We start from the raw sequence: 25,667 nt of genomic DNA on the forward strand, positions 1-25,667 counted from the left end.
TTTTTAGTTTGTTTATTTTTTGAAATCGAAGTTGTATTTGAATGAAAGGGTAGTGCCGAAGCCTGCATAACGGCTCTGGATGATTTTGTCTTCGCCTGCTTTATAAGCGGTTTTGTTGGCTGCGCCATAGTTGTTATAAAACCTGAAAGGTTGCGCCAGCAGATCGGAAACGGTAAGCTTAAGTTCGGCGTGTTTTTTGAACAGAGATTTGCTCGCCTGAAAATCGATCACGTCACGGGCATTCTCATAGATATCAACGGAGCCAACTACCCCACGGAACTTGAGGCGTTGACCTACACGGTTATAAAGCACGTTGAATGAAAAGTCGCTTTTTTCCGGGGTATAGTACAGCCCCGAGTTAATGAGATATGGCGATTGGCCCTGCAGCGGTGTTGAAACCGACCTGCCGCCACCAAGGTTAACCTTGGCATTAATGTATGATGCGTTTACATAAAAAGTAACGTTACGTAAAAAACTGCCCTCGGCTATAAAATTCAATTTTTTGCGTAACTCAGCTTCAAAACCGAAATCTTTAGCGCTAAGGGCGTTTTGATAGGTTAAGATATCGTTGCCCTGGTTTATTTGTTCGATAGGGTTTTTAAACTTCTTGTAGAAAGCCGAGACCGATACGATCTCACCGCCTGAAGGGTAATACTCGTACCTGATGTCGGCATTATCAACCAAACTGCGCTGCAGGTCGGGATTGCCGGCAATAATAAAGTTGGTCTGGTAATCAAAATACCTAAAGCTTGCCAGTTCCCTGAATTCGGGCCTGTTTACCGAACGGAAATAGGATACCCGCAGGTTTGTTTTTTCAGTTAAAGAATAGGTAAGGTTGGCCGATGGCAACACATCGGTGTTGTTATATTTTTGTGTGGTTTTACCGGCCGGGCTTAATTGCTGGTTATAGCTTTCAACACGTGCTCCCCAAACGAGGCGTAATTTTTCAGAAAATTTATTATCCAGCATCACATAACCCGCGCCCTGATCGGCCTTTGCCTTGTAGCTGGTTGAGCTCAGGTCAAGTATCGACAGGTCGATACGGTTTTGCGCGATGCTTTGCGGACTGAATATATTGAATATGGTATAGCCGTTGGTAAGGTCAATTTGCTTTAAACCAAGGGCGTCGGCACTGGTGTAACCAAGGGCATCAATGGTAAAGTCGCGGTCGCGGTGCGATACCAGGCCGCCGAATTTAAATTTTTGCGGCTGGTTTAACCATTTAAACGGAATTGCCAGGTTAGCTTTCGCGCCGTAAATATTTTCGTTAAGCTTTGAGTACACACGGCCAAGCGTATTAGGCTTCGGGCTGTTCTCACTCGATAATGAAATGTATTCAGGAGCGTTATCCGGTGTAAAAATGGTAACTATACGCTGGTCGGGCTGGTTACGGTACGACAGGCCGTAAGACGTATTCCAGTCGAAAACAATGTTTTGTTTCCCAAAAGTATGCTGTCCTTCCAATACCGACGAGTAGATGCCGTTTTGGGTAGTCTCAACCGAGTAGCCTTTATATTTAAGCGGCGTATTGAGGCCGGTTTCGTAATTTTTGGCATTGTTTGTTTGCTCAAAATCAACCGAAAAATCGTTGTTATAAAGGTTACGTAAGGCAATTTTGTTTTTTCCAAAAGTGTAGGCAAAGTTTAATAAGCCACCCAGGCTTTTGTAATTGTTAAACACGTTACGGTCAAAACTATATTGCGCTATCTCGTTAGCGGCATCGTTAAAGCCGGTGTAGCCTATCCTGTCGCCAAACGCTGCCCTGTGGCCGTTGCTGTAGTTAAGGCTGAAGTTGTATCCAAAACGGTTATTGCTTTTGGTTAGGTGCGAGTTGCCTATTGATAACTGGAAGCCGACGTTAGGCAAGCTGTTTTGCCCTTCCTGGTAATAAAACGTGTTTGGAAAGCGCTGCGCGATAGCTATTTTCTGATCGCTGGTGGTGCCGGATGTGTAGTTGTTTCTTACGCTGGTGTAGGCCGACGGCAGTTTCCTTGATCCATCGTCAAAACCCAGGAAATCATATTTGCCATTAGGCCTCGCATCAATAAAGTTGTTTTTAAAAGTTGTTTTTGAGTTGTAGCCAACGTTTAAAGCAATCTCAAGAAACTGTTTTTCGGGAATATCTTTGGTAATGGTATTGATGGTACCGCCCGCAAAATCGCCAGGAAGATCGGGAGTGGCGGTTTTATAAACTACGATATTATCAACCATGCTTGATGGGATAATATCGAACGCGAAGGCTTTTTTATCCGGCTCGGAACTTGGCAGCGAAGTGTTGTTGAGCATGTTATTATTATAACGCTCAGATAACCCGCGCACAACCACAAACTTGCCGTCTTGTACCGATGTGCCGCTTACGCGTTTCAACACGTCGCCGGTGTTGCGATCTGGCGATTTACGGATCAGATCGGCCGAAATGCCGTCGGTAACCTGCACACTTGATTTTTGCCTGGCGTATAACGCGTTTACCGATTCCTGGCGGTAGGTAGCCTTAATCACCACCTCTTTAAGGGCCTGGGTAGTGGCTTCGTCCAGTACGGCATCCAGTTGAACCACCGAGCCCGCCTTTACCTCAACATCAGATACCGATTTGGTTTGATAACCGATGTAGCTGATGCTTATAGTATACCTGCCCGGCGCTATACCGCCTAATATATAGCGGCCATCAACGTTTGTTGTTGTGCCTTTGCCGCTGCCGGTAATACCAACACTGGCGCCGATTAGCGTTTCACCCGTTTTTTTATCGGTGATCTTACCGGCAATTTTACCGGTTGCCTGGGCAAGCGCCTGTGTTACCGGTAAGGTTAGTAATATGATAATGATTGATAAATAGCTTTTTACGCGATACATAAAATTTAATGATGCGGCAAAACTACCCGGGTCAGGTTAAACAAATGTTAACTAAACATTATCATATCGAATATCTTAGATATTAGATTTAACAAAGCATGAATCGCTCATCCTTTCTTCATCCAATGATTTTTTATTTGCGCGGTGTTAAAAACAAAAGCATAACATCAATTTATTGGCAAATACCTGCCGCACGTAGTATCTTTAGCTGATTTTATCACATGGCTATCCACAAAAAAGACGAATTTACTTCTACAGATCAGTTAATATCGATGGTTGCGAAGGCCATGTCGCACCCGGCGCGCATCGCTATTTTGCGCATCGTATCCGAAAACCCTAACTGTACCACGGGTGATATTGTAAACCTGCTACCCCTGGCGCAGGCCACGGTATCGCACCATTTAAAAGAGATGGCGGCAGCAAACCTCATCATCGCATCCAACGAGGGCAAAAAATCCATCTATCAAATTAACTGGCAAAGCTGGAACATGTATACCGCTCTTTTTGGCGGCCTTGCAGACAATATCCAGGAGAAGTAGTTTTGACTTCGGAATCCGGACGTTCGGTTTCGGACTTTAATTTATTGGGATTACACCGATTGATTTTTGATTACAACGATTTGTTGATTTTAGCCTGGACCAGGTTTAAATGATTCTTTTAAAAAAGGATCAGGAATTTTTCGGTTGATCGCCCCAATAATGAGCGGTTTTAGGTTTATTCTTTAATTCGATAAATTCCAGTTCAGACAGTTCAGACAAGAACTTAATTTTATTATTTTTGGGCACAAAAACTTAACGACATGAATTTTCCGGCTGAATTAAAATACACCAAAGACCACGAGTGGATAAAAGTTGAAGGCAATGTTGCAACTGTAGGCATCACCGAATTTGCTCAAAGCGAACTGGGCGACATTGTTTACGTTGATATTACTTCATTAGGTAAGGAAGTTGGTAAAGACAATGTGTTTGGCACAGTTGAAGCGGTAAAAACCGTATCAGACCTGTTTATGCCGGTTACAGGCACCGTAACCGAGGTTAACGCGGCGCTGAATAACCAACCCGAACTGGTAAACAGCGACCCATATGGCGAAGGCTGGATGGTAAAAATTACAGTTGCCGATGCCGCTGATGTGGAAACCCTTTTATCTGCTGATGATTATAAAACTGTTATCGGCGTATAAATGAAGCCATTTTTAAAATATCATGGGCCCGCTGTTTTGTGGGCCTTATTTGTTTTATACATATGTGCTGCCGATCTTAGCTCGGTTGATAAATCGCCTTTATTTTTTGAAGGCTTTGATAAGCTTACCCATTGCGGCTTGTTTTTCACCATGACGGTGCTTTTATGTTTCGGCATCATCAGGCAACAAAAACCCCATGGTTTTACGTTTATAAAGGCCGTAGTGGTTTTAGCGGCTTCCATATTTTTCGGAGCCCTTATAGAAGTATTGCAGGCCGAGATCTTTACCTGGCGTACCGCCGACTGGAACGATCTTTTTTGCGATGTACTGGGTTCTTGTATGGCCGTTTTTGCGGTAATGTTAACTGTTTGGGCAATTGGTTATGAAAAAAAGTAAATTGATGATATTAATGGTTGCGCTAATGCTGATGGCCTCATCGTCCTGCGGTATTTTCCATAAGGGCTGCGGTTGCCCGCATTTTGGCGCGGTTAAGACTGTGGGATATAAATGCACAGTAGCTTAGTCTGACCGTTATCTGGCCGGGTTTTAGTGGTTGTCTGAATCAGAATTTTCAGAATTATAGGATTTTCAGAATTTGACAGGCATTCAGTTGCTCTATTTTTCGTTCACCCACATTGTTTAGTGACGCCTTATTGTAAGTGTTCCATTTTTTAAAACAGCGTGTTCCAGAATTTTATTCTCGTAAAACGCAACACATTGGCTATCAGCACTAATCTGTTCAAAACCGGCTTCAGGCAGAATAGTGCAAAGACCTAAGCCCCTCATTATAAACACCTTTTGTTTTTTGAAAAAGTGCTGCGTGTTCAGGTTTAAAAGTGGAACATCTTCCTATACCATCATCAAATTTCATCATTGAGTCATTTAAAAAAATCTTGCTGTAACAGCATCAATCTTATTTGGATTTAATACAAATAAGCTTACATTTGCTTCGTTATAATTATTGTAAGATGAAGCTGTCACAGTTATCAATAGGCGAAACAGGTATAGTAAAAGAATTTACCGACCTTGAAATGTCGGTAAAACTGATGGAGATGGGTTGTTTACCAGGAGAAGAGATTTGTGTTTCGCGTATAGCGCCCCTTGGCGATCCTATTGCCATCAGCGTGTCGGGTTACCAGCTAAGCCTGCGTAAATTTGAAGCATCAACCATTGTTTTGCAATAACTTGTAAATATTGAACGCCGATATAAGAGTTGCACTTGTAGGGAACCCCAACACCGGTAAGTCAACGCTGTTTAATATACTTACCGGGCTAAATCAAAAAATTGGAAACTTCCCGGGGGTAACGGTTGATAAAAAAACCGGCGCCTGCCAATTGCCCGATGGCCGCACGGCCGAAATTATAGATCTGCCCGGCACCTATAGCATCTACCCAAAAAGCAAAGACGAATCGATTGTATTTTCGGTACTGGCCGATAAATCAAAAGGCCTGGTACCAGATCTGGTTGTGGTAATAGCAGATGCCTCGAACCTGAAACGCAACCTGCTGCTCTACACCCAGATAGCCGACTTAAAAATCCCTGTTATTGTTGCCCTGAACATGATGGATGTGGCCCAAAAGGCGGGCATCAAAATCAATGTTGACCTGTTGGCTAAAAAACTCGGCGTACCCGTAGTGCCTATCTCGGCAAGGAAATCGGAGGGGATAGATAAATTAAAAACCGCCATAGCCTACGCCAACAAGGTTGCCCTGCAGGAAGATACCATTGACGTTCAAAGCCTCGCACCCGGCATTATAGCGCAAATAAGCAGTGAATTGCAGGTTGACAACCCCTATATAGCCCTGCAGCTTGCCCACCAGCATGAAACTTTAAGTTACCTTTCAAACGAAGAGAGCGACCGGATTGAAGCGCTGGAGCAGGAACATGGTTTTAATTCACAAAAAGCACAGGCCTCAGAAACCATTGCCCGCTACAATTTTATCAATGATCTGCTTTATGATACGGTTACCAAACCGCAGGCCGCGCACAACGAATCGGTAAGCAATAAAATTGATAAGATCCTTACCCACAAAGTATTTGGCTTTGTGATCTTTTTCGCGATACTGTTGTTCATTTTCCAGGCTATTTTCTCCTGGTCGGCATACCCCATGTCGCTGATTGAGGATCTGTTTGTATGGCTGCAGTCATTAGCGGCCAAACAGTTGCCCGCCGGGCCATTGAGCAGCCTGATCAATGATGGCATATTGGCCGGACTCAGCGGGGTATTGGTGTTTATACCGCAAATCGCCATCCTGTTTGCATTGATTTCGATATTGGAAGATACCGGCTATATGTCGCGCGTTACCTTTATGATGGATAAAGTGATGCGTAAGGTGGGTTTAAACGGCAAGTCGGTTGTACCGCTTATTGGCGGGTTTGCCTGCGCGGTTCCGTCTATCATGAGCACCCGCACCATCGAAAACTGGAAAGACAGGATGATCACCATCATGGTAACCCCGCTGGTAGCCTGTTCGGCCCGTTTACCGGTTTACACCTTGTTAATTTCGCTTGTGGTGCCCAACCGTAACATATGGTGGATTTTTAACCTGCAGGGCCTCGCGCTCACCGCAATGTACGTGCTTAGTATCGTATCTGCCGTTATTGTTGCCTTTGTAATGAAGTTTGTGCTTAAAGCCCGCGAACGGGGATACTTTATTATGGAACTGCCCGTATACCGCATGCCAAGGTGGAAAAATGTGATCTTTACCATGTACGACAGGTCAAAAACCTTTGTGCTGCAGGCCGGTAAAGTAATAATCGCGGTATCCATCATACTTTGGGTATTGAAATCATACGGCCCCGGCAACAGGTTCGCGCAGATAGATCAGCAATACGCCCAGCCCCGGTACACTAAAACCATGACACCCGACAGCCTTGCCAAGGTTATCGCTTCCGAAAAGCTGGAAAACTCATACGCGGGCGTATTTGGTCATGTTATTGAACCTGTTATCAAACCCTTGGGCTTCGACTGGAAAATTGGTATAGCGCTCATCAGTTCCTTCGCTGCCCGCGAAGTTTTTGTGGGCACCATGGCCACCATTTACAGTGTTGAGGGAGATGCCGACAAACTGCAATCGGTAGAAGAAAAAATGCGCGAGGCCCGCAACCCCGATACAGGGCAGCCTATATTTACCCTTGCAGTAGCATTTTCACTAATGATATTCTACGCCTTTGCCATGCAATGTGCCAGTACCGTCGCGGTGGTTTACCGCGAAACTAAAGACTGGCGCTGGCCCGCCGCGCAGTTTGCCTACATGACAGCGCTGGCTTACACCGCTTCGTTTATTGTTTATCACTGGCTGAAGTAGTTTTTGGTTCATGGATCATAGTTGATGGTTCATGGCCTGAACAACAGCTTGTCTATTATCTATATGTTCTAAAAAAACTATGATCCATGAACCATCAACTATAAGCAGCAAAGCGCTATCTTTGCTTAGAGGTAAACATTGGATAAAGTAAAAATTTTAGAGAAATATTTACCGGCAGAAGCAGCTCCGCTTATTGCCCGGTGGATTGACTACTTTAAATGCGAGTTTAAAATTTCGCGCAACCGCAACAGCAAGTTTGGCGATTACCGTGCGCCTTACGGCGGTAACGGGCACCGTATTTCGGTTAATTACAACCTTAATCCCTATGCCTTCCTGGTAACAACTGTGCATGAGTTTGCACACCTGCATACCTGGAACGAGCACAAGCAGAAAGCCAAACCGCACGGCGCCGAGTGGAAAACCAACTTCAAAAAAATGATGCAGCCTTTTTTTGAAAAAGATATTTTCCCGGCTGATATTAAAAAGGCTATAGTAAGTTACCTGGATAACCCGGCAGCTTCAAGCTGCTCTGATCTCGACCTGTACCGCGCCTTGCGTAAATACGACCCGCCAAAAGCTTCCGAAGCTATTTTAACCGTTGAAAAAATTCCGCTTAAAGCTTTGTTTAAACTAAAGGATGGCCGCGTGTTCAGAAAAGATGAAAAATTGCGTAAACGCTTTAAATGCACCGAAGTAGCTACCCGGCGTGTTTATTTGTTTAGCCCCGTGGCAGAGGTTGAGTTGATAGAGGGGGCTACGGCGGCGTAGCAATGCTTTGTTATCTAAGTTCTTTCAGCTAAATTAGCGTAAAAACAATACCACATGGGCGCTACCATCCCTGCAACTGCTGTAGATATTTACCGGACGTTACCGGAAGGTACAAGGTGCGAAGTATTGTATAACCAACTCATCATGACTCCTGCGCCTAATACCGATCACCAATTCATTTCCGTAAAGCTTTCTGCTCTACTATACAATTATCTCGAAGAAACCGGCAAAGGCGTTATTTTACACGCCCCGGCTGATGTTTACTTTGACCAGGAACAATCTGTTTTAAAACCAGATGTTTTGGTAATTCTCAACGAAAATAAATCAATCATCCATAAAGATGGTATATATGGGGCTCCCGATGTTGTTTTCGAAATCCTGTCGGGCAACCGCATCCATGATACCTTAAAGAAGAAAAACCTATACGAAAAAGCAGGGGTGAAGGAATATTTTATTATAGACCCAGCCGATAAAAAGGTGGTCATGTTTGCCTTAAACGAGATTAATCAGTACGAGTTAGTTTATGAATTAACCGGAAAAATCACGTCGGAGGTTTTAGGGTGCAGCTTTAATTTGTAACCAGGCCTCGGTTGTAAAGCTACTATTCACTCCCCAATCAATTTATTCCGTACTTTTACGGCATGGCAAAAGTTATATCGTTTGTAAATAACCCTTACCAGGAAAACACCTATATTTTGTACGATGAAACCGGCGAGTGTGTCATCATTGATCCGGGTATGTACACCGCGCCCGAGCAAAATGCGGTTGTTGCTTTCATCAAAAACAATAACCTGAAGCCGGTACGCCTGCTCAATACTCATTGCCATATTGATCATGTGCTGGGTAATAAATTTGTATTTGACCAATGGGGTTTGAAGCCCCAATTTCACATCGGCGAATCGGAAACTTTGGCAGCGGTTGTTGCCTATGCCCCCAGCATGGGGTTCAGGTATGAGGTTTCGCCCGTTCCTGATGAATTTTTGCCCGAAACAGGCAGTATCCAATTCGGTAATACTACCTTGCATTTAATATTTGCACCCGGGCATTCGCCTGCGCACCTTTGTTTTTATGATAAAGAGGATCAGATATTGATAGGAGGAGACGTATTGTTCAGGCAAAGTATCGGCCGTACTGATCTGCCCGGCGGTAACTTTACCCAGCTGATAGATAATATAGAAACCAAACTGTTTACCCTGCCCGATGATGTTACCGTTTATCCGGGTCATGGCCCTTCAACAACAATCGGTTACGAAAAACAAAACAATCCGTTTTTAACATAGTTATCTGCTTAACATATATTATCCACACCTCAGCTAACCTGAACGTAAAACCCCACACAATTGAACACCTCCATTTACATAGCTAAGCGTTACCTGTTTTCGGGTAAAAAAATGCATGCTATCAATATCATCTCGGGTATATCCATGCTGGGGGTATTGATAGGCAGCGCCGCTTTGCTCATCATCCTGTCGGTGTTTAACGGGTTCGAAAAGGTGATCCTGTCGCTATACAGTAATTTTACGCCCGAAATAAAAATTGAAGCGAAGCTTGGGAAAACATTCAATCCAAACACGCCTTACTTTAAAAACCTGCACCGGGACGCCCGTTTGTTTTCGTATACGGAGGTTTTGCAGGAAAAAGCGCTCATCAAATACGGCGACAGGCCAATTTTGGGCACCATAATGGGCGTAAGCGACGATTTTTTGAAAAACCCCCAGTTGGATAGTACCGTAGCTGCCGGATCGTTCACTTTAAAAAGTGCGGGGCACAATTACGCAGTTATTGGCGCCACCATACAGGGTAGCCTGGGCGTGAACGTGCGCGACGAACTTTCGCCCCTGATTATTTACTCGCCCCGGCGTGATGCCGAAAATTCGGCCAACCCGCTTAATGAGTTTGTAGTGCGTTCCATTAACCCTGCAGGTGTATTTGCCATACAACAGGAATTTGACGATATTGCGGTTACACCCATCGAATTTGCCCGCGATTTGCTCGATCAGCCCGTAAACGTATCGTCCATACAGCTTAATTATAAAAAAGGCACTGATATCAACGCCGTTCAGCAAAGTATTATTGATAAAATAGGGAAAGACTTTACGGTAAAAAACCGCAAGGAACAAAACAGCGAATTGTATAAAACCCTTAATTACGAAAGCTGGGCTGTATACATGATCCTTACCTTTGTGCTCATCATCGCAATATTTAACATCATTGGCTCGTTAACCATGCTGGTTATTGATAAGCGGAAGGACATTGCAATTTTAAGCGGCCTGGGCGCCAACAAAAACCTGATCCAGGGGATTTTCTTTTTCGAAGGGATGATGATCACCGCTATCGGCTGTGTTACGGGTATTATACTGGGCACTGTTTTTTGCCTGGTGCAACAGCATTACGGATTAATAAAGATGGGCACGCATATGTCTGCAATTGACGCTTACCCGGTCGACCTCAGGATTAAAGATTTTGGCTTGGTGCTGCTAACCGTTGGCGGCATTTCGGTAATTGCTTCGGGCATCAGCGCCCGTTTAAGTATTAAAGGATTGGACGAAATAAATCAGGATTTATAAATTTGCCATTATGGGTATAAGGTATATCAAAATTTTTGTGTTGCTGCTTGTGGCTGTTGCCGCTACTGCCTGTAATCATCATAACGATAAAGAAGGCCGGGAGGTTGTTTATAAAGGCTTGTACAGTGCCGGTCCTGAAATAAAATCGTTTAAAGATTGTGATAGCGGCCAGGAGTTTTGGGCGGTAGACAGTTCGGCGAAACTTGAACTGCAATACTCGCAGCTTAATTTTGAAAAGCCCTATGAACCCGTTTACGTTGAAGTGGAGGGGATCAAATCAAAATCAGGAAAAATAGGTATGGGCGCCGAATATGACAGCACCATCGTGGTAAAAAAAGTAATAAAAATAACTAAAGAAATTCCGCAGGATGTATGTAACTAACATCCCTGCGTTATTGTTAGTAAAAGCCTGAAACAATACCTTGCATCCAGGCATTAAGCATTAATATAATCCGCCTCATCGGCTTTAACTTACAACACATGGAATCAAAACGTCAGCAAAAATTTGCCGGAGTAATACAGGAAGACCTTGCAGCAATATTTCAGCGCGAAGGCATGAACTATTTGCCCAACACCCTGGTAACGATAACCAAAGTGCGTGTAACGCCCGATTTGGCTATAGCACGCATTTTTTTAAGCTTTTTAGGCAACCCCAATGTGCAAACAGCCTTGCATACCATCAAATCGCACGCTTCAGAAATCAGGTATAAACTGGGAGCACGCATTAAAGATCAGGTGAGGATTATCCCTCAGCTTGAGTTTTTTGTTGATGATACCAGCGAATACGTGGAGCGCATGGACAAAATTTTTGATAAAATTAGCAAGGAAGAGCGCCAGTCCGATAATGAGTAACAGCGCAGTAGCAGTTGGTATTGGCAGTAGCTATGGAAAAGCATAGGCACTTAGCTGATTACATCAAAAATCACCCGGAAAATATTGGTAAAGTAGTTGATTTTGATGCCGAAACTGACCGGCTTTTTCAACTCGACCTTACTGCGGCTAATAAGGAGCTAACTACCGGGCTTATTAACGACACTGATCTTTTTAACAGTTGGGTTATTGATAAGCTCGCTGCTAATAAATGCCGCTACGGCGTTGGCGGCTATCTGGAACATCGCACCATCTATGCTTTCAGCAGCCATTTTGATACCGAAGATGAACCCCGTCGTTTACATCTGGGAGTAGATATCTGGGGCGGTGCCGGAACGCCGGTTTACGCGCCGCTGGATGGTATTGTTCATAGCCACCAGGATAACAACCATATAGGCGATTACGGACCGACCATCATATTACAACATAACCTGGATGGTTTGATATTGTATAGCCTGTACGGCCATTTAAACCGCGAAAGCCTTTTGGCTTTATCTGTCGGCATGCCCGTCGTCCGAAATCAACAGATAGCCCGGTTTGGCGAAATTGAGGAAAACGGCAACTGGCCGCCGCACCTGCATTTTCAGCTGATGTTTGATATAGAGGGTAGGCGGGGCGACTATCCCGGAGTGTGCAAATTTTCGGAAATGGAAAAATGGCAGCAAAACATCCCCGATCCCGGGTTGATATTACAATTTCCCAAAGCGGTGAATATTGACTAAAACAACCTTTTAAAAACAAACATATTACCCAATTTATTGTCGATATTTATACTATGCTTAAAGCGTTGTATCTCCATATCGCACTGGTGCTTTTTTCTGCGGGAATTGCAGCGGCGCAGCAACCTGCCTTTAAAGGCGGACAACAGGCGCTTACCGATTTCCTGAAAGCCAAAATAGTGTACCCGGAGTACTCGCGGCAAAACTGCATTTCGGGCACCATCAACGTATCATTTACACTGGATAAAGACGGCGTGGTACACAATGCCCGGGTACAGCAGGGGCCGGGTATTGACCTTGACGAAGAGGCACTGCGCGTAATCAGGCTTACTTCGGGGCAGTGGGCCATTCCAACGGCATATAATATCAGTACAACCATTGTCCAGCCCATCCGCTTTGACCCGGACCCTGCACGCTGCGGCCCCGCCAATATCCGCGACATGCAAAGCGCCATTGCGGGTTATAAAGCACAGCAGGAACTTGAAAACGCCGTTACCAACTACTACATCAACAAATACCAAGGCAAGGCCGATACCGCTAAAGAGGCCGTTATCCTCGGCATTAAAAGGCAGCTTGGCTATGACGATGATTTTATCAATGATCAGCTGAGCGGGGCCAACGAAAAATTTAAACAGGGCGATAAAACCGGCGCATGCGCCGACTGGAACTTTATCCGCAACATCGGCAGCGATAAAGCCGATGATTTTATCAGGAAATATTGTACCCCCTAACCCCCTGAAAGGGGAACAATAGCATAATACCTTTGCAGGCGTTCTTTTTCCCTCCGACTCTGTAAATCCTTATCTTAACATACAAAAATTTCAGTAATTACTGAAATTTTTGTATTTTTGTGAGCGCGAGATTTAAACGTGCTCACATCATGAAAACCGAACCAAACCTTCGCAAACGGGTAAAAACCTGGATAATCTTATTTATTATCGGCCTTGTATTAAGCGGTATCACCGCCTTTCCTATCGAAACAGAGCTTGGCTGGCTGGCCGGGCATTCGTCATTATTCCCTCAATTCATACGCGATTGGCTAAGCGGGGTATACCTTGCCGTAAAAAACACACACCACGCATATCCTTATCTTGCCTATGGTACCGATTGGCTTGCCTTTGCACACCTGGTTATAGCATTAGTATTTGTGGGGCCGCTTATTAACCCGGTTAAAAACATATGGGTGATCCAGTTTGGCATGATTGCCTGCGTAATGGTATTTCCGCTGGCTTTTATCGCGGGGCCAATCAGGGGCATCCCGGTTTACTGGCGTTGTATCGATTGCTGTTTCGGAATCTTCGGCATCATCCCCTTATACATCGTTTACCTGGATATTAAAAAACTGGAAGCGATAGCCACTAAATAGTCAGGCTTTTTTTGATTTTCTTTCCGGGGCGGCTTCAACAATATTGGCATTAACCGGCCTGGTTTTAGAGGCTTTTTCCTTTGCTATGATATACTCAACAATCAGCCTGCCCATTTTCTGTTTGCCTATGGTTGAAAGGTGGCCGGTATTCCGGTAAAGGATCTTATGCTTTTCATAATCATCGCACACCAGGTTAAAGGGTACCACAATGCTCGAATCCTCCAGTCCTGTATTCTTTAACATATCGCCCGCCTGTCTTCGGTACTCATCCAGGCTACGGGTGCTGCCGTTATCTATCAGCAAAGACGATAGCTCATTGCGCACTTTCTTCAACAGATCAAGGCTGTCGGTTTCTTCCTTAAAACCAAACTCGGGCATGGTTACAAAAACCGGCTCAATATGGTTCCGCGCCAGGTCGCTGATAATGAGTGAACAATAATAGGCATAAAATTTGGCGCCCATTTCGCCCTCGGCATCACTGGTACCGGCCAAAATAATGCAATAATCAAGGTTGTGGTGCAATATCTCGTAACTGGAATAAGGCTGGTTGGGCTGCGCATGCAAATTATCATAAATCTGCTTGGTTTTAGCCTCCGGCTGCCCGAACGAGATTACCTCGGTTTTAAACCCTCGCTTCAAAAACTCATCCCTTATAATGGTATCAATGGTGATACCTGTAGCCCAGCTATCGCCGATAATACCTACGCGTAGCACCTCATTTTTGTGCTTTTTTTCGGGTTTAAAAGCGTAACGCCCCTCCAGGCCATATCGCTGGTACAGGTAAAAACCAAAACCGGTTATCGCTATCAAAACAAACAGCAATGCAAGCTTCAATTTCAGTTTCATTCGTGTATTAAATGGTTTGTTTATACCTGCCTCTGCAATAAACGGTATAAAACTACAATGTATCCTATCTTTTACGAAAAAAATTTATTTAAGTTAAGCTGCCCCTTTTTTATTAATAGCACGAAGGATTTCCATAATACTTTTCAATCTCATCATAACCGTCATTCACCCTGCTGCTATCTTCAACAAAAAACATCCTTACGTTATCATAAAATGCTAAAAACCACGGCTTCGATATCATTATGTAAAAACATTTATACAAAATGTATGAACATTATATTTTTGATTGTATATTGTGCTCCGCAAAGCATTTGGGCATAGCTTGTAATTTCAAATTATGCTATAAATTAAATAACCCTAAAGCAGACCAATTTTTAACCCCATGTTACGAAAAACGTATTATGTGTGGCTCCTGGCATCCGTAAGCATGCTCTACACGCTTTATTCCTGCCATTCGGGCAGCGGCATAGCCGGTGAGCAGGTTCCTGATACCATCAGCTACAATTTTAATATCAGGCCCATCCTTTCGGATAAATGCTTTAAGTGCCATGGGCCGGATGCCGGTCACCGGGAGGCTGATTTACGTTTAGACATAGCGGAAGACGCTTACCGGGCTTTAAAAGACAACCCGTCATCGCACGCGCTTGTACCCGGCGATCCTTTGGCTTCCGAACTTTACCGCCGTATCTCAACCAAAGATTCGACCGAGCAAATGCCGCCCGTTTCATCAAACCTTAAAAGGCTGTCGCCTTACGAGGTTTCGCTGATTGAAAAATGGATAAAACAAGGGGCTAAGTATGAAAAGCACTGGGCTTTTGTAGCGCCGCGCAATTACCCTGTGCCGCAGGTAAAGAACACGGAATGGGTAAAAAACCCCATAGATAATTTTGTGCTGAAAAAAATGGAACAGGCCGGACTGGAACCCAACCCCGAAGCGGATAAAGAACGCCTGTTAAAACGCATCTCGCTCGATCTGACCGGCTTGCCGCCATCTTTAGCTTTAATGGATGAGTTTGCCGCCGATAAAAGCCCGAACGCCTATGAGAAAATGGTGGATAAGCTGATGGCAAAACCGCAATACGGCGAAAAAATGGCGCTGCACTGGCTTGACGTTGCCCGCTATGCCGATTCGCACGGGTACCAGGATGATAATTACCGCACCCAGTGGCCATGGCGCGATTGGGTGATTCATGCCTATAACGAAAACCTGCCTTACGATAAGTTTATTACCTGGCAACTGGCCGGCGATCAGCTGCCAAACGCCACCAAAGAACAACTGCTGGCCACAGGTTTTAACCGCAACCATAAAATAACCGAAGAAGGGGGCGTTATTGACGAAGAATACCGGGTAAGCTACGTAACCGACCGCACCAATACCTTTGGCAAAGCCATGCTGGGCATTACACTGGAGTGCGCGCATTGCCACGATCATAAATACGATCCCTTTTCCCAGAAAGAATATTACCAGGTTTACGCGTTTTTTAACAACGTAAAAGAGGTAGGCTTGCAATCAACCGTGGGCGGGCCGGAAACCTATGCCAAAAACCCCATGATGCAGATCAGTAACGAGGATGTTAAAAAAATCCTCACGTTTGTAAACAAGCAGGATACGGATAAACTCATTGTATCCATCATGACGGATAGCGACAAGGTGCGGCCAACCTATATCCTTAAACGGGGAAACTACGATGCCCATGGCGATGAGGTGCAGGCCGGAACGCCGAAATCGATCTTGCCTTTCGCCAATAACTATCCCAAAAACAGGTTAGGCCTTGCGGAGTGGCTGTTCAATAAAGCAAACCCGCTTACCGCGCGTGTGTTTGTGAACCAGGTATGGCAGGAGTTTTTTGGCAAGGGGATAGTTAAAAGCTCGGGCGATTTTGGCATGCAGGGCGACCTTCCGTCGCACCCGGAACTTTTAGACTGGCTGGCCGTTGACTTTCGCGATCATGGCTGGAATATAAAACGACTGGTTAAGCAAATTGTCATGTCGGCCACGTACCGCCAGTCGGCAGTGGTAACACCCGAAAAGCTGAAGGATGATCCTGATAATACCTTATTAGCCAGGGGGCCGCGCGGCAGGTTACCCGCCGAGTTTGTTCGCGACCTGGTACTGGCCAGCAGCGGGTTGCTCAACCCAACCATAGGCGGGCCGAGTGTTAACCCTTACCAGCCTCCCGGCCTTTGGGAAAATGCAACATCGGGCAGGGGCATTTTGGCAAATTACAAGCAGGTACACGGACCAAACCTGTACCGCCGGGGCATGTACACGCTCATTAAACGCACCGTTCCACCGGCATCGTTAGGGATTTTTGATGCCAGTAACCGCGACCAGTGCGAAGTGAAACGCCTCCGCACCAACACACCATTGCAGGCTTTGGTAATGCTTAATGACCCAACCGTGTTAGAAAGCGCGAGGGTATTAGCAGCTAAGCTACTACAGGATAAAAGCACATCTGCTGAGAAGATTACCAAAGCTTTCAGGCTGATTATGTGCCGCCACCCGCAGCAAAAAGAACTGGACATTTTAACATCATACTATAATGATGAGTTGAAAAGCATGAAAAAAGCCGATGCCGAAAAGCTGCTCGCCGTTGGCGAATACCCGGTACCGGCCAACTTGAATAAAATAACGCTGGCTGCCATGATGAAAACCGTAGACACCATGTATAACCTGGAAGAAGCCATTACCAAAACCTGAGTTGTATGGAAAAAGATTTTTTAGAAAACAGGCTTAATATAAACCGCCGTCGGTTCCTTTCAAGGCTTAGCCTTGGCATAGGCAGCGTGGCGCTGGGTTCGCTGCTCATTCCTGATCTGTTTAGCGGTAAGGGGGATGAAGCGGAAGCAGATTTTATTCCGGGCATACCCAATTTTGCACCGAAAGCAAAAAGGGTGATCTACCTGTTTCAGGATGGCGCGCCCTCGCAACTGGAATCATTCGATTATAAACCGAAACTGCGCGAGATGATGGGGCAGGAGCTGCCCCCATCCGTTCGCGGTAACCAGATCCTTACCGGGATGACGGCCAAGCAGGCTTCGTTCCCGCTGGTGGGCTCGTTTTATGACTTTAAGCAATACGGCGAATCGCGCGCGTGGATCAGCGACATGTTTCCGCACATCGGCAAAATCGCGGATGATATCTGCATTATCAAATCGCTCAACACCGATGCTATCAACCACGATCCGGCGCTTACCTTTTTCCAGACGGGCGCCCAGCAGGGCAACCGGCCAAGCATGGGCTCGTGGGTAAGCTATGGCCTCGGCAGCGAAAATAAAAACCTGCCTGCCTTTACCGTACTGCTCTCTAAGGGAAAAGGTAACGGACAGGGCGTTTACTCTAAATTATGGAGCAATGGTTTCCTTGATTCCATTCACCAGGGTGTACAGTTTAGCAGCGGCGAAGACCCGATCCTTTACCTGAAAGACCCTGAAGGGTTGAACCGCCACGAACGCCGCAAAATGCTGGATAAACTGGCCGAGCTTAACGACATGAACTATAAGGAGTTTGGCGATCCGGAGATTAACACCAAGGTACAGCAATACGAAATGGCCTACCGGATGCAAACCGCCGTACCCGAAATTATGGATGTAAGCAAAGAGCCTGATGATATTGTGAAAATGTACGGCCCCGAATGCCTCATCCCCGGCACTTACGCGGCTAACTGCCTGCTGGCCCGCAAGCTATCCGAAAACGGGGTACGCTTTGTACAGCTTTATCACCAGGGCTGGGACCAGCACAGCAACCTGCCACAGGAAATGGCCGGTCAGGCTAAAGATGTAGACCAGGCTTCGGCTGCCCTGGTAACCGATTTGAAGCAACGTGGCCTGCTTGACGAAACGCTGGTAATATGGGGCGGCGAGTTTGGGCGTACCAACTACAGCCAGGGTAAACTGGAAAAAGCCAACTACGGCCGCGACCATCATCCGCGCTGTTTCAGTATCTGGATGGCCGGCGGCGGCATTAAACCAGGCATCGTATACGGCGAAACCGACGAGTTTGGTTATAACATTATCAAAGACCCGGTGCATGTGCATGATTTTCACGCCACCATTTTAAACCAGTTAGGCATCGACCATAAAAAACTAACCTTTAAAAGCCAGGGCAGGCGGTACAGGTTAACCGATGTGGCCGGGAATGTGGTGAAGGGGATTATAACGTAACACCCCAAGGCCCCTCCCAACCCTCCCCTGAAGGGAGAGGGCTTAAAAAAAAAGAATCAAAAAAAATCGGTGTAATCCCAAAAAACAGATGGAAAGAAGAGAATTTATCAAACGTACTTCAGTTTTATCAGCAGGCTTTTTTATAGCGAAAGATATGTTAGCAAAAGATAACGGACCAATTTACGGCCATGGTAATATGCGTTACCGCATGGATAAAAACTGGAGCAAGGCCGACTCGCAGAAAAACCCCGTGAATGATTGCCATGAGATGGTGCAGGACTCGAAAGGGCGCATTTTATTGCTTACCAACGAAACTAAAAACAATGTACTCATCTACAATAAATCGGGTAAACTGCTTGGTTCCTGGGGGCATGATTTTCCGGGCGCGCACGGCTTAACCCTGTTTAATGAAAACGGCACCGAATTTTTATTTATTACCGATACCGTAAAACACCAGGTTTACAAAACCACGCTGGATGGTAAGCTATTAATGACCATTGATGTACCGCTGGAAACTGGCGTTTACAAAAAAGCCGAAGAATTTATACCTACAGAAACCACCATTGATAGCAACGGCGATATTTTTATTGCCGATGGCTACGGTGCGCAATACATCACCCATTACGATAAGGACGGCAAACTGAAAGGTTTTTTTGGCGGCAAAGGCGAAGGTGATGAACACCTGGACAATGCCCACGGCATAGTGATTGACAGGAGGTATGATACGCCGACCCTGCTGATCACCGACCGTACCCGCAACTGCTTTAAACGTTTCAGCATGGATGGCAAATTGCAGGAAGTAATTAACCTGCCCGGAGCCTGTGTTTGCCGCCCGGTAATTAAAGGCGACCATTTATACGCCGCCGTACTCCGTTCACCCAATCTCGGTGCCGAGAACACCGGTTTTACAACCATTTTAGATAAAAACAACAAGGTAGTTTCTAATTTAGGGGGTACCGAGCCAACCTATGTTGATGGCGTATTGCAACCCATGGCCCAGGCCGAAAAGATTTTCCTGAACCCGCATGATGTTTGTGTGGACAATGATGAAAACCTGTATGTGGCACAATGGGCATCGGGCAAAGTGTATCCTTACAAATTCACCAGGGTTTAATTAAAATACACGGTACCGTTAAGTATGAAAAGCAGCCACAAAGGTTTTGCAGAAGGGGCATTGTTTGCCCTCAATATTTTTATTGTAGTGTTGCTCGTGGCCAGCGACAGCCTGGTTGTACCGCGTTGGTTACAGCCCCTTGGCCGCATGCACCCGCTTATTTTGCATTTCCCTATCGTGATACTGATGCTGGCTATGGTAATGGAGTTTTTCCGTTTCAGGCCGGAGTTTATGAACGAAAAGCTGTACCAGACCTTTACCAGTTACCTGCTTGTTTTAGGTGCGCTGTTATCATCAGTAACGGTAATTATGGGGCTGTTCCTCTCGCGCGAGCCGGGCTACGAAGGCGATACCCTGCTGTGGCATAAATGGTTTGGCGTAGGTGTAGCATTTACCGGCTACGCGGTTTATCTTATCCGCAACACATCAAAATATACCATTACCCTTGCCAAAACGGGGGCATTGATAACAGTGCTTTGCCTGCTGGTTGCGGGGCACCTTGGCGGTAACCTCACCCACGGGCAGGATTTTGTGTTAGGCCCCGTAATGGATAAAACAAAAGAAGCTGTTACGATAGATCAGGCCCTGGTTTATAATGATCTGATCAAACCCATATTTGAAGTAAAATGCCTTAGTTGCCACAGCGCCGATAAAATGAAAGGCGGCTTAATGCTCGGCGATTCCGCATCGATAATGAAAGGCGGCAAAAGCGGCAAACTGTTCATCGCCGGCGATCCGGCCATGAGCCTGCTCCTGCAACGCGTACACCTCCCCGAAACCGAAAAAAAGCACATGCCGCCAGCGGGTAAAATGCAATTGAGCGATAACGAAAAAATGCTGCTTTACCTGTGGATAAAAGGCAAAGCGGGTTTTAACAAAAAAGTAACCGATCTGCCCGCTACCGATTCATTACGGATGATAGCCGCCGCCATGCTTAAACCAGCCGAAGGAGCAGCGGAAGTTTACGATTTCCCGACCGCCAATGAAAAAGACATTCAGAAACTTAACAACAACTATCGGTCTGTTTATCCCCTGGCGCGTGAGTCGGCAGCCCTGGCAGTGAACATCTACAATAAAACCACCTACAGCGGCAAGGTATTGAGCGAGTTAAACCCGGTAAAAAAACAGGTAGTATCGATTGACCTGAACAAAATGCCGGTAAAAGATGCCGATCTGAAAGCGATAGCTGATTTTGAAAACCTGCGCAGGCTTATCCTTAATTTTAGCGAGGTTACAGGAAATGGCTTAAAAGATCTGGCCGGGTTAAAACATCTTAAAAGCTTATCGATAGCGGGTGTTAAACTAAGCGGCAGCGATATTAAACAGATCGCGGCGCTGAAAAACCTTGAAGAACTGGCCGTTTGGGATACCGGTTTGAGCGCTTCCGACATCAGGTACCTCCAAAATCAAAACCCTAAACTAAAGCTGTTAACCGGCTTTAAAGATGATGGCCGGGTAATGAAGCTTACCAACCCGCAATTAAAAGATGCCGCCGTTGTTTTTAAACAGCAATACAATTTACAGTTGAGCAATCCCATCAAAGGGGCGGATATCCGTTACACAACTGATGGCAGCGCGCCCGACAGCATCCGTGCCGCCAGTTACAAACCCGGCGTGGTACTTACGCAAAGCACCGTTATCAAAGCCCGGGCTTTTAAAGCCGGTTGGCAGGGAAGCGATACCGTACAGTTTAATATTTACAAATGTGCCTATACGCCAGATAGCATCCGGTTTATCCAATATCCTGACAGTAAATACAAAGGCGATGGCGCCAAAACCGTTATTGATAAAGAGCTTGGCGGCAATAACTTTGGCAACGGCAAATGGGTTGCTTCGCAAAAAGACCTGGCGGTAATGATATGGTTTAATAAACCAGTCTATCTGCATTCGGTAAGCTTAAATACCATGCGCAATACCGGTTCGCAGATCTTCCTGCCGGCAGGGGTGGAGGTTTGGGGCGGCGCCGACCAGGAACACCTAAGCCTGTTAAGTTCAATTAAAACAGCCAGCCCTTTAAAAACCGACGATTTTGGCTTGATACCGTTGGCCTGTAAACTCAAATCGGCACAGCGGGTATCCTGTATAAAACTGATAGCCAAACCCATTAAAAGTGTACCGGCCTGGCACCCGGCAAAGGGCAAACCGGGTTGGGTGTTTGTAGATGAGGTGTTTTTAAATTGATGTTATGAAAAAGGGCTTCATTTTCAATATAGTGCCGACCGTTGTTCAATAACGAACGCTTAAAAAAACATATAACTTACATGCTTAAGCACCTGCCGCAGTTTTTCGAGGGCGATGCTCATTTGCCGTTCAACCGTTTTGGGCGACAGGTTAAGTTGTGTGGCAATTTCCCGGTACTTCATATCGCTAAAGCGGCTCAAAACAAATATTTCGCGGCACTTGTCGGGTAGGGTAGCTATAGCGGCTTCTATCTGTAAGGCAAGTTCCTTTTCTTCAAGGCCGTGCTCGAGGGTATTGCGCAACTCGTCGAACAGGTTGTTTTTTTCGAGATAATTAACGTAAAGGTTTTCTATTTTTTGACGTTTGAGGTAATTGAGGCTCCGGTTTTGCACCATTTTAAAAAGATAGGAACTTACCGAGGTTGCAAAGTTTACTTCATGCCCCCGCTCCCAAAGATGGGTAAATACATCGGCGGTTATTTCTTCAGCAACGGTTAAATCATTCACAAAACGGTTGGCAAACAAGGTTAACCGGGTATAATACAATTTAAACAGGGCTTCAAATGCCTTGGCATCGCCTTGAGTAAATGAGGTTACAGGTAGCTTGTTTTCGGGAACCATTAATATCACCGTTAATTAATCCGAATACTTTTTAAAAAACTTTAACAAGTTAAGAAGAAATTATCGCTACATCAAATTTAATGTGGAAATAATAAAAACCACACTAAAAACATTTTGTAAAAAAGAAGTTACGCCCAATATCAAACTTGTATATTACCACAAAGCCGAATAAATTGAACAACATCTTATAAAAAAACGCGGCAAATGTTTAAACGGTCAACCCCGGTATTGGCTTCGCTTGATGAGGCTAAAACAATAAATTTTTATACGCAAAAATTAGGCTTCAACCTTGTTGACAACTACAACGGATACCTCATTTTTGAGCGCGACGGCATCCATATGCATTTATTTCACTGCGCCAAACCGGATGAATGCCGCAATATGGGGTGCTATATTTATGTAACCGATATCGACACCCTTTATGCCGAATACCGGCAGGCAGGCGTTGTTCATCCTAACGGACCGTTAAAACTAATGCCTTTTGGTTTGCGGCAGTTTGCCGCTGTAGATAACAACGGGAATATATTCTATTTTGCTGAAGATAAGTCCGGGATTACACCGATTGAGGATTGATTATACCTGTTTCGCTTTTTTTGATTTTGTTGATGTTGCCCGGTTTTGTATTTGCGCCAGTCCTGGCGCAATATGTTATAGTAAATGAGAGGTTAAATTTCAACTTACCCCAAACTTAAACACGTACTATGAAGCACCACAGATAACCTAAATCGGTGTAAAATAAAAAAGGGCTTTCGCCCTTTTCATTGCCTTACGGCATTTTATCCTTCAATTCTTTTTCCTTCTCCTTCTCTTCATCCTTTAACCGTCGCCGCTCCTGCCGCACTTCTTTCCGGGTACGGCCGCCGGTGGTATCAACCGCATCAATACGGGCTTTATAATCTGCTTTCAGGGCTTCTATCTGCGCCTTGATCTGCTCTTTTAAGCTTTCCTCTTTCTGCTTCAGCTTTTCTTCGGCTTTTTGCTCCGTGGTATCTTTTTTACCAAACAGGCGCTGAAAAAAGTTCGGCCTTTTTACAGGCTCTTCAACAACCGGCAAAATAGCATCATCATCTGCACCACCCTGTTTCATCAGGCTGTCTGCAGTGGCGGTATCAACAGGGGCAATCTGGCGGCGAAGGCTTTCTTTCAAACGTACATCGTAAAAACCGTAGGCATTGGTATCGCGGGCGGTATAACCCTTCATCGCCATCAGCTTACCTATCAGGTTAAAGTAACCATGCAGGCCGGGCCTCAAAGTGCCGTCGGGCTGGAAGGCGTATAAGCCCCCCTTAGGATATGGCACAATGCTGGCCAGGTAAATAGCCTCGCCAATATTAAGTTCGGATGGCGCTTTACCAAAATAGTAGTGCGATGCCTCGGCGATGCCATAAATACCGCGGCCCCATTCAATAATGTTGAAATAAACTTCCAGCATGCGGTCTTTGGTCATGATGCGGTTGTTCTCAATCAGCCACACAATCATGATCTCTTCTATTTTTCGGGCCAGGGTTTTTTCACGGCTCAGGAAAGCATTTTTTACTAATTGCTGGGAAATGCCGCTGCCCCCGCGTTTATATTTTTTGGTCTTAAAATCGGTAGCTATTGATTTGCGGATGGCCTCCATTACAAAACCATGATTGTTGTAAAATGAAGGGTCCTCGGCAGTCATTACCGCGTACTTTAAGTTTGGCGAGATCCGGCTTAACGGCGTAAACTCCGGGTTATCCGGACCGATCAGGTGCGGGGCCATCGGCTTACCGTTTTCGTAAGGGGTATACACAAACGGGCTGTTCAGTTTGGTTAAATCGGTACGGCCATATTTCAGGATCCTGAAATTATCCTTATCCAAACCCGAATCAAAAATCAGGTCGTCGGGCTTGCTGGTATCCATGAAAAAGTTCATGTGATAGTTCAGTTTACCTGCCACCTGGATGCCATCCAACGCATCGAACATCCCCGAAGGGAAAGAATCAAACACATCCGGCGCATTTTGCCAGCCGGTATTGATTTTCAACTCGTAAATTTTGGTTGGGTTAAGCGTGTATTTGATATAAGGGTGCGCGGTAAGCTTTTTAATATGGATAAGCGATGTGCTATCAATAGCTACATAATTGGTACCCACGCTCAAATCCGCGTCAATGGCAGCCGACGGGAAAACAATATCGGTTGATGAAATACCCGGGTGATGGATCAGCAAATTTTTAACCGACCATGAACCGGAAATTTTGGTTTCGCCGCTGCTGTGATCTTCTTTGGTCAGTTTGGTTTGCAGCGTATCGAAGTTCAGTTTCAGGCGCAGCTTTTTTTCGATGAGCGGGAATTCCACCTTCTTGTTATCGGCATAAAGCTTTATATCAATGTCTTTATCCGAGGGATGCATTTTACCTGCGAAGTGCCAGGTAGCCTCGCCATCGTTAACTTTGATGGTTGATGTAAGCTGCCCGTCTTTAATAAGCGCGGTTTGGGCCTGCAATTTCACCTGGTCGCTGTCGCTTTTAAAGCTGATGGTAAAGTTATTGAGCGAAAGGTTATCCGGAATTTTATACAGTAACTGGTTAATCAGGTTATCGGCCAGCACGCTCAGGTCGGCTTTGTTGCCCGTAGCCGTCGAATCCTTTTTCTTTTTGAAAAGAAAATCGAAATTTTTAATGCCTTTATTATTCACCAGGTGAATAAAGCCGTCTTCAAGCGTTACGTCGGATAGTTTTACCTCGCCTAAAACCAGCGGCATAACGCGCACGCTAACCGCAAAGTTTTTGATGTTCAGCAGGCTATCGCGGCCTTCGGGTACAATGCTAACATCCGAAAACGAAACCGTACTTAACCCTGTAAATTTGGCCGAGCCTATTTTTACATCCAAATTATACTCGTTTTTGGCTTTTAACTTAGCTTTGTTAATGGCTTTTTCAAGCAGGGCTTCGCGTTTTGAGTAGGCAACAAAACTACCAATTAGCAGAATAAGAAATAAGGGAATAAGGATGTATGCTGCTACGCGTATATATTTAGGATTAAGGCGCTTCATTTGTCAATTTTATCCAAAACTAAACTAAATCTTATCCCCTGCAAACGGATGTTTAATCAAATTGTTTCTCAGCACAGCCAATCAACGCCCTGTT

General features: G+C 45.3%; 24 protein-coding genes. 19 read left to right on the top strand and 5 right to left on the bottom strand.

Annotation, left to right across the window (positions count from 1 at the left end; all coding sequences use genetic code 11):
- Positions 1–12: 12 nt before the first annotated feature.
- Entirely contained in the window at positions 13–2,850 is a 2,838-nt protein-coding gene (locus tag LX99_RS18020; protein WP_109609131.1) for a TonB-dependent receptor, read from the bottom strand.
- Positions 2,851–3,071: 221 nt separating this feature from the next.
- Between LX99_RS18020 and LX99_RS18025 the strand changes: the two genes are divergently transcribed.
- The 14 genes from LX99_RS18025 to LX99_RS18090 all read left to right on the top strand — a co-directional run bounded on the left by LX99_RS18025 (position 3,072) and on the right by LX99_RS18090 (position 13,629).
- The gene (locus LX99_RS18025; protein WP_022832867.1) at positions 3,072–3,389 is read left to right on the top strand and encodes an ArsR/SmtB family transcription factor; all 318 of its coding nucleotides are present in this window, start codon (positions 3,072–3,074) and stop codon (positions 3,387–3,389) included.
- Positions 3,390–3,649: 260 nt separating this feature from the next.
- Positions 3,650–4,030, top strand: coding sequence for a glycine cleavage system protein GcvH (gene gcvH, locus LX99_RS18030; RefSeq protein ID WP_022832866.1), 381 nt, complete (start codon positions 3,650–3,652; stop codon positions 4,028–4,030).
- Positions 4,031–4,426, top strand: a complete 396-nt coding sequence (locus tag LX99_RS18035) for a VanZ family protein (RefSeq protein WP_022832865.1) — start codon at positions 4,031–4,033, stop codon at positions 4,424–4,426.
- Between the two features lie 572 nt (positions 4,427–4,998).
- Positions 4,999–5,214, top strand: coding sequence for a FeoA family protein (locus LX99_RS18040; protein ID WP_109609132.1), 216 nt, complete (start codon positions 4,999–5,001; stop codon positions 5,212–5,214).
- A gap of 10 nt (positions 5,215–5,224) precedes the next feature.
- On the top strand, positions 5,225–7,339 hold the full coding sequence (gene feoB, locus LX99_RS18045) for a ferrous iron transport protein B (RefSeq protein WP_109609133.1): 2,115 nt from the start codon (positions 5,225–5,227) through the stop codon (positions 7,337–7,339).
- Between the two features lie 138 nt (positions 7,340–7,477).
- Complete coding sequence (locus tag LX99_RS18050; protein ID WP_109609134.1) at positions 7,478–8,107, top strand: SprT-like domain-containing protein; 630 nt, start codon at positions 7,478–7,480, stop codon at positions 8,105–8,107.
- 54 nt (positions 8,108–8,161) lie between these two features.
- A complete protein-coding gene (locus tag LX99_RS18055) occupies positions 8,162–8,686 on the top strand; it encodes a Uma2 family endonuclease (protein ID WP_109609135.1) in 525 nt (174 codons plus the stop codon).
- Between the two features lie 62 nt (positions 8,687–8,748).
- Positions 8,749–9,387, top strand: a complete 639-nt coding sequence (locus LX99_RS18060) for an MBL fold metallo-hydrolase (protein WP_022829721.1) — start codon at positions 8,749–8,751, stop codon at positions 9,385–9,387.
- A gap of 60 nt (positions 9,388–9,447) precedes the next feature.
- Positions 9,448–10,674, top strand: coding sequence for an FtsX-like permease family protein (locus LX99_RS18065; protein WP_109609136.1), 1,227 nt, complete (start codon positions 9,448–9,450; stop codon positions 10,672–10,674).
- A 10-nt stretch (positions 10,675–10,684) separates the two neighbouring features.
- Positions 10,685–11,056 (top strand): hypothetical protein, encoded by a 372-nt coding sequence (locus LX99_RS18070; protein ID WP_109609137.1) that lies wholly within the window; start codon positions 10,685–10,687, stop codon positions 11,054–11,056.
- A gap of 98 nt (positions 11,057–11,154) precedes the next feature.
- Positions 11,155–11,526, top strand: a complete 372-nt coding sequence (gene rbfA, locus LX99_RS18075) for a 30S ribosome-binding factor RbfA (protein ID WP_109609138.1) — start codon at positions 11,155–11,157, stop codon at positions 11,524–11,526.
- Between the two features lie 32 nt (positions 11,527–11,558).
- Entirely contained in the window at positions 11,559–12,266 is a 708-nt protein-coding gene (locus LX99_RS18080) for a peptidoglycan DD-metalloendopeptidase family protein (RefSeq protein WP_109609139.1), read from the top strand.
- 53 nt (positions 12,267–12,319) lie between these two features.
- On the top strand, positions 12,320–12,994 hold the full coding sequence (locus tag LX99_RS18085) for an energy transducer TonB (protein ID WP_109609140.1): 675 nt from the start codon (positions 12,320–12,322) through the stop codon (positions 12,992–12,994).
- Between the two features lie 149 nt (positions 12,995–13,143).
- Positions 13,144–13,629 (top strand): hypothetical protein, encoded by a 486-nt coding sequence (locus LX99_RS18090; RefSeq protein ID WP_109609141.1) that lies wholly within the window; start codon positions 13,144–13,146, stop codon positions 13,627–13,629.
- On the opposite strand, the gene LX99_RS18095 is transcribed toward LX99_RS18090, so the two are convergent.
- The gene (locus LX99_RS18095; RefSeq protein ID WP_109609142.1) at positions 13,630–14,475 is read right to left on the bottom strand and encodes a hypothetical protein; all 846 of its coding nucleotides are present in this window, start codon (positions 14,473–14,475) and stop codon (positions 13,630–13,632) included.
- Between the two features lie 112 nt (positions 14,476–14,587).
- Positions 14,588–14,716 (bottom strand): hypothetical protein, encoded by a 129-nt coding sequence (locus LX99_RS26290; RefSeq protein WP_281270976.1) that lies wholly within the window; start codon positions 14,714–14,716, stop codon positions 14,588–14,590.
- Positions 14,717–14,857: 141 nt separating this feature from the next.
- Between LX99_RS26290 and LX99_RS18100 the strand changes: the two genes are divergently transcribed.
- From LX99_RS18100 to LX99_RS18115, 4 genes are all read left to right on the top strand, one after another.
- Positions 14,858–17,176, top strand: coding sequence for a PSD1 and planctomycete cytochrome C domain-containing protein (locus LX99_RS18100; protein ID WP_109609143.1), 2,319 nt, complete (start codon positions 14,858–14,860; stop codon positions 17,174–17,176).
- A gap of 5 nt (positions 17,177–17,181) precedes the next feature.
- Positions 17,182–18,639 carry a DUF1501 domain-containing protein gene (locus LX99_RS18105; RefSeq protein ID WP_109609144.1) on the top strand — a complete coding sequence of 486 codons (1,458 nt, stop codon included), beginning with the start codon at positions 17,182–17,184 and terminating at the stop codon, positions 18,637–18,639.
- 88 nt (positions 18,640–18,727) lie between these two features.
- The gene (locus LX99_RS18110) at positions 18,728–19,753 is read left to right on the top strand and encodes an NHL repeat-containing protein (RefSeq protein ID WP_109609145.1); all 1,026 of its coding nucleotides are present in this window, start codon (positions 18,728–18,730) and stop codon (positions 19,751–19,753) included.
- Between the two features lie 24 nt (positions 19,754–19,777).
- Complete coding sequence (locus LX99_RS18115; RefSeq protein WP_109609146.1) at positions 19,778–21,934, top strand: FN3 associated domain-containing protein; 2,157 nt, start codon at positions 19,778–19,780, stop codon at positions 21,932–21,934.
- Between the two features lie 59 nt (positions 21,935–21,993).
- Here the strand turns inward: LX99_RS18115 and LX99_RS18120 are convergent, their stop codons facing one another.
- The gene (locus LX99_RS18120; RefSeq protein WP_109609147.1) at positions 21,994–22,554 is read right to left on the bottom strand and encodes an RNA polymerase sigma-70 factor; all 561 of its coding nucleotides are present in this window, start codon (positions 22,552–22,554) and stop codon (positions 21,994–21,996) included.
- A 204-nt stretch (positions 22,555–22,758) separates the two neighbouring features.
- Between LX99_RS18120 and LX99_RS18125 the strand changes: the two genes are divergently transcribed.
- On the top strand, positions 22,759–23,127 hold the full coding sequence (locus tag LX99_RS18125) for a bleomycin resistance protein (protein ID WP_109609148.1): 369 nt from the start codon (positions 22,759–22,761) through the stop codon (positions 23,125–23,127).
- Between the two features lie 193 nt (positions 23,128–23,320).
- Here LX99_RS18125 and LX99_RS18130 read toward each other — a convergent pair whose 3' ends face one another.
- Complete coding sequence (locus tag LX99_RS18130) at positions 23,321–25,573, bottom strand: transglycosylase domain-containing protein (RefSeq protein WP_109609149.1); 2,253 nt, start codon at positions 25,571–25,573, stop codon at positions 23,321–23,323.
- Positions 25,574–25,667: the final 94 nt, after the last annotated feature.

Origin of the sequence: Mucilaginibacter oryzae, assembly GCF_003148845.1 — a bacterium.
Taxonomy (GTDB): domain Bacteria; phylum Bacteroidota; class Bacteroidia; order Sphingobacteriales; family Sphingobacteriaceae; genus Mucilaginibacter; species Mucilaginibacter oryzae.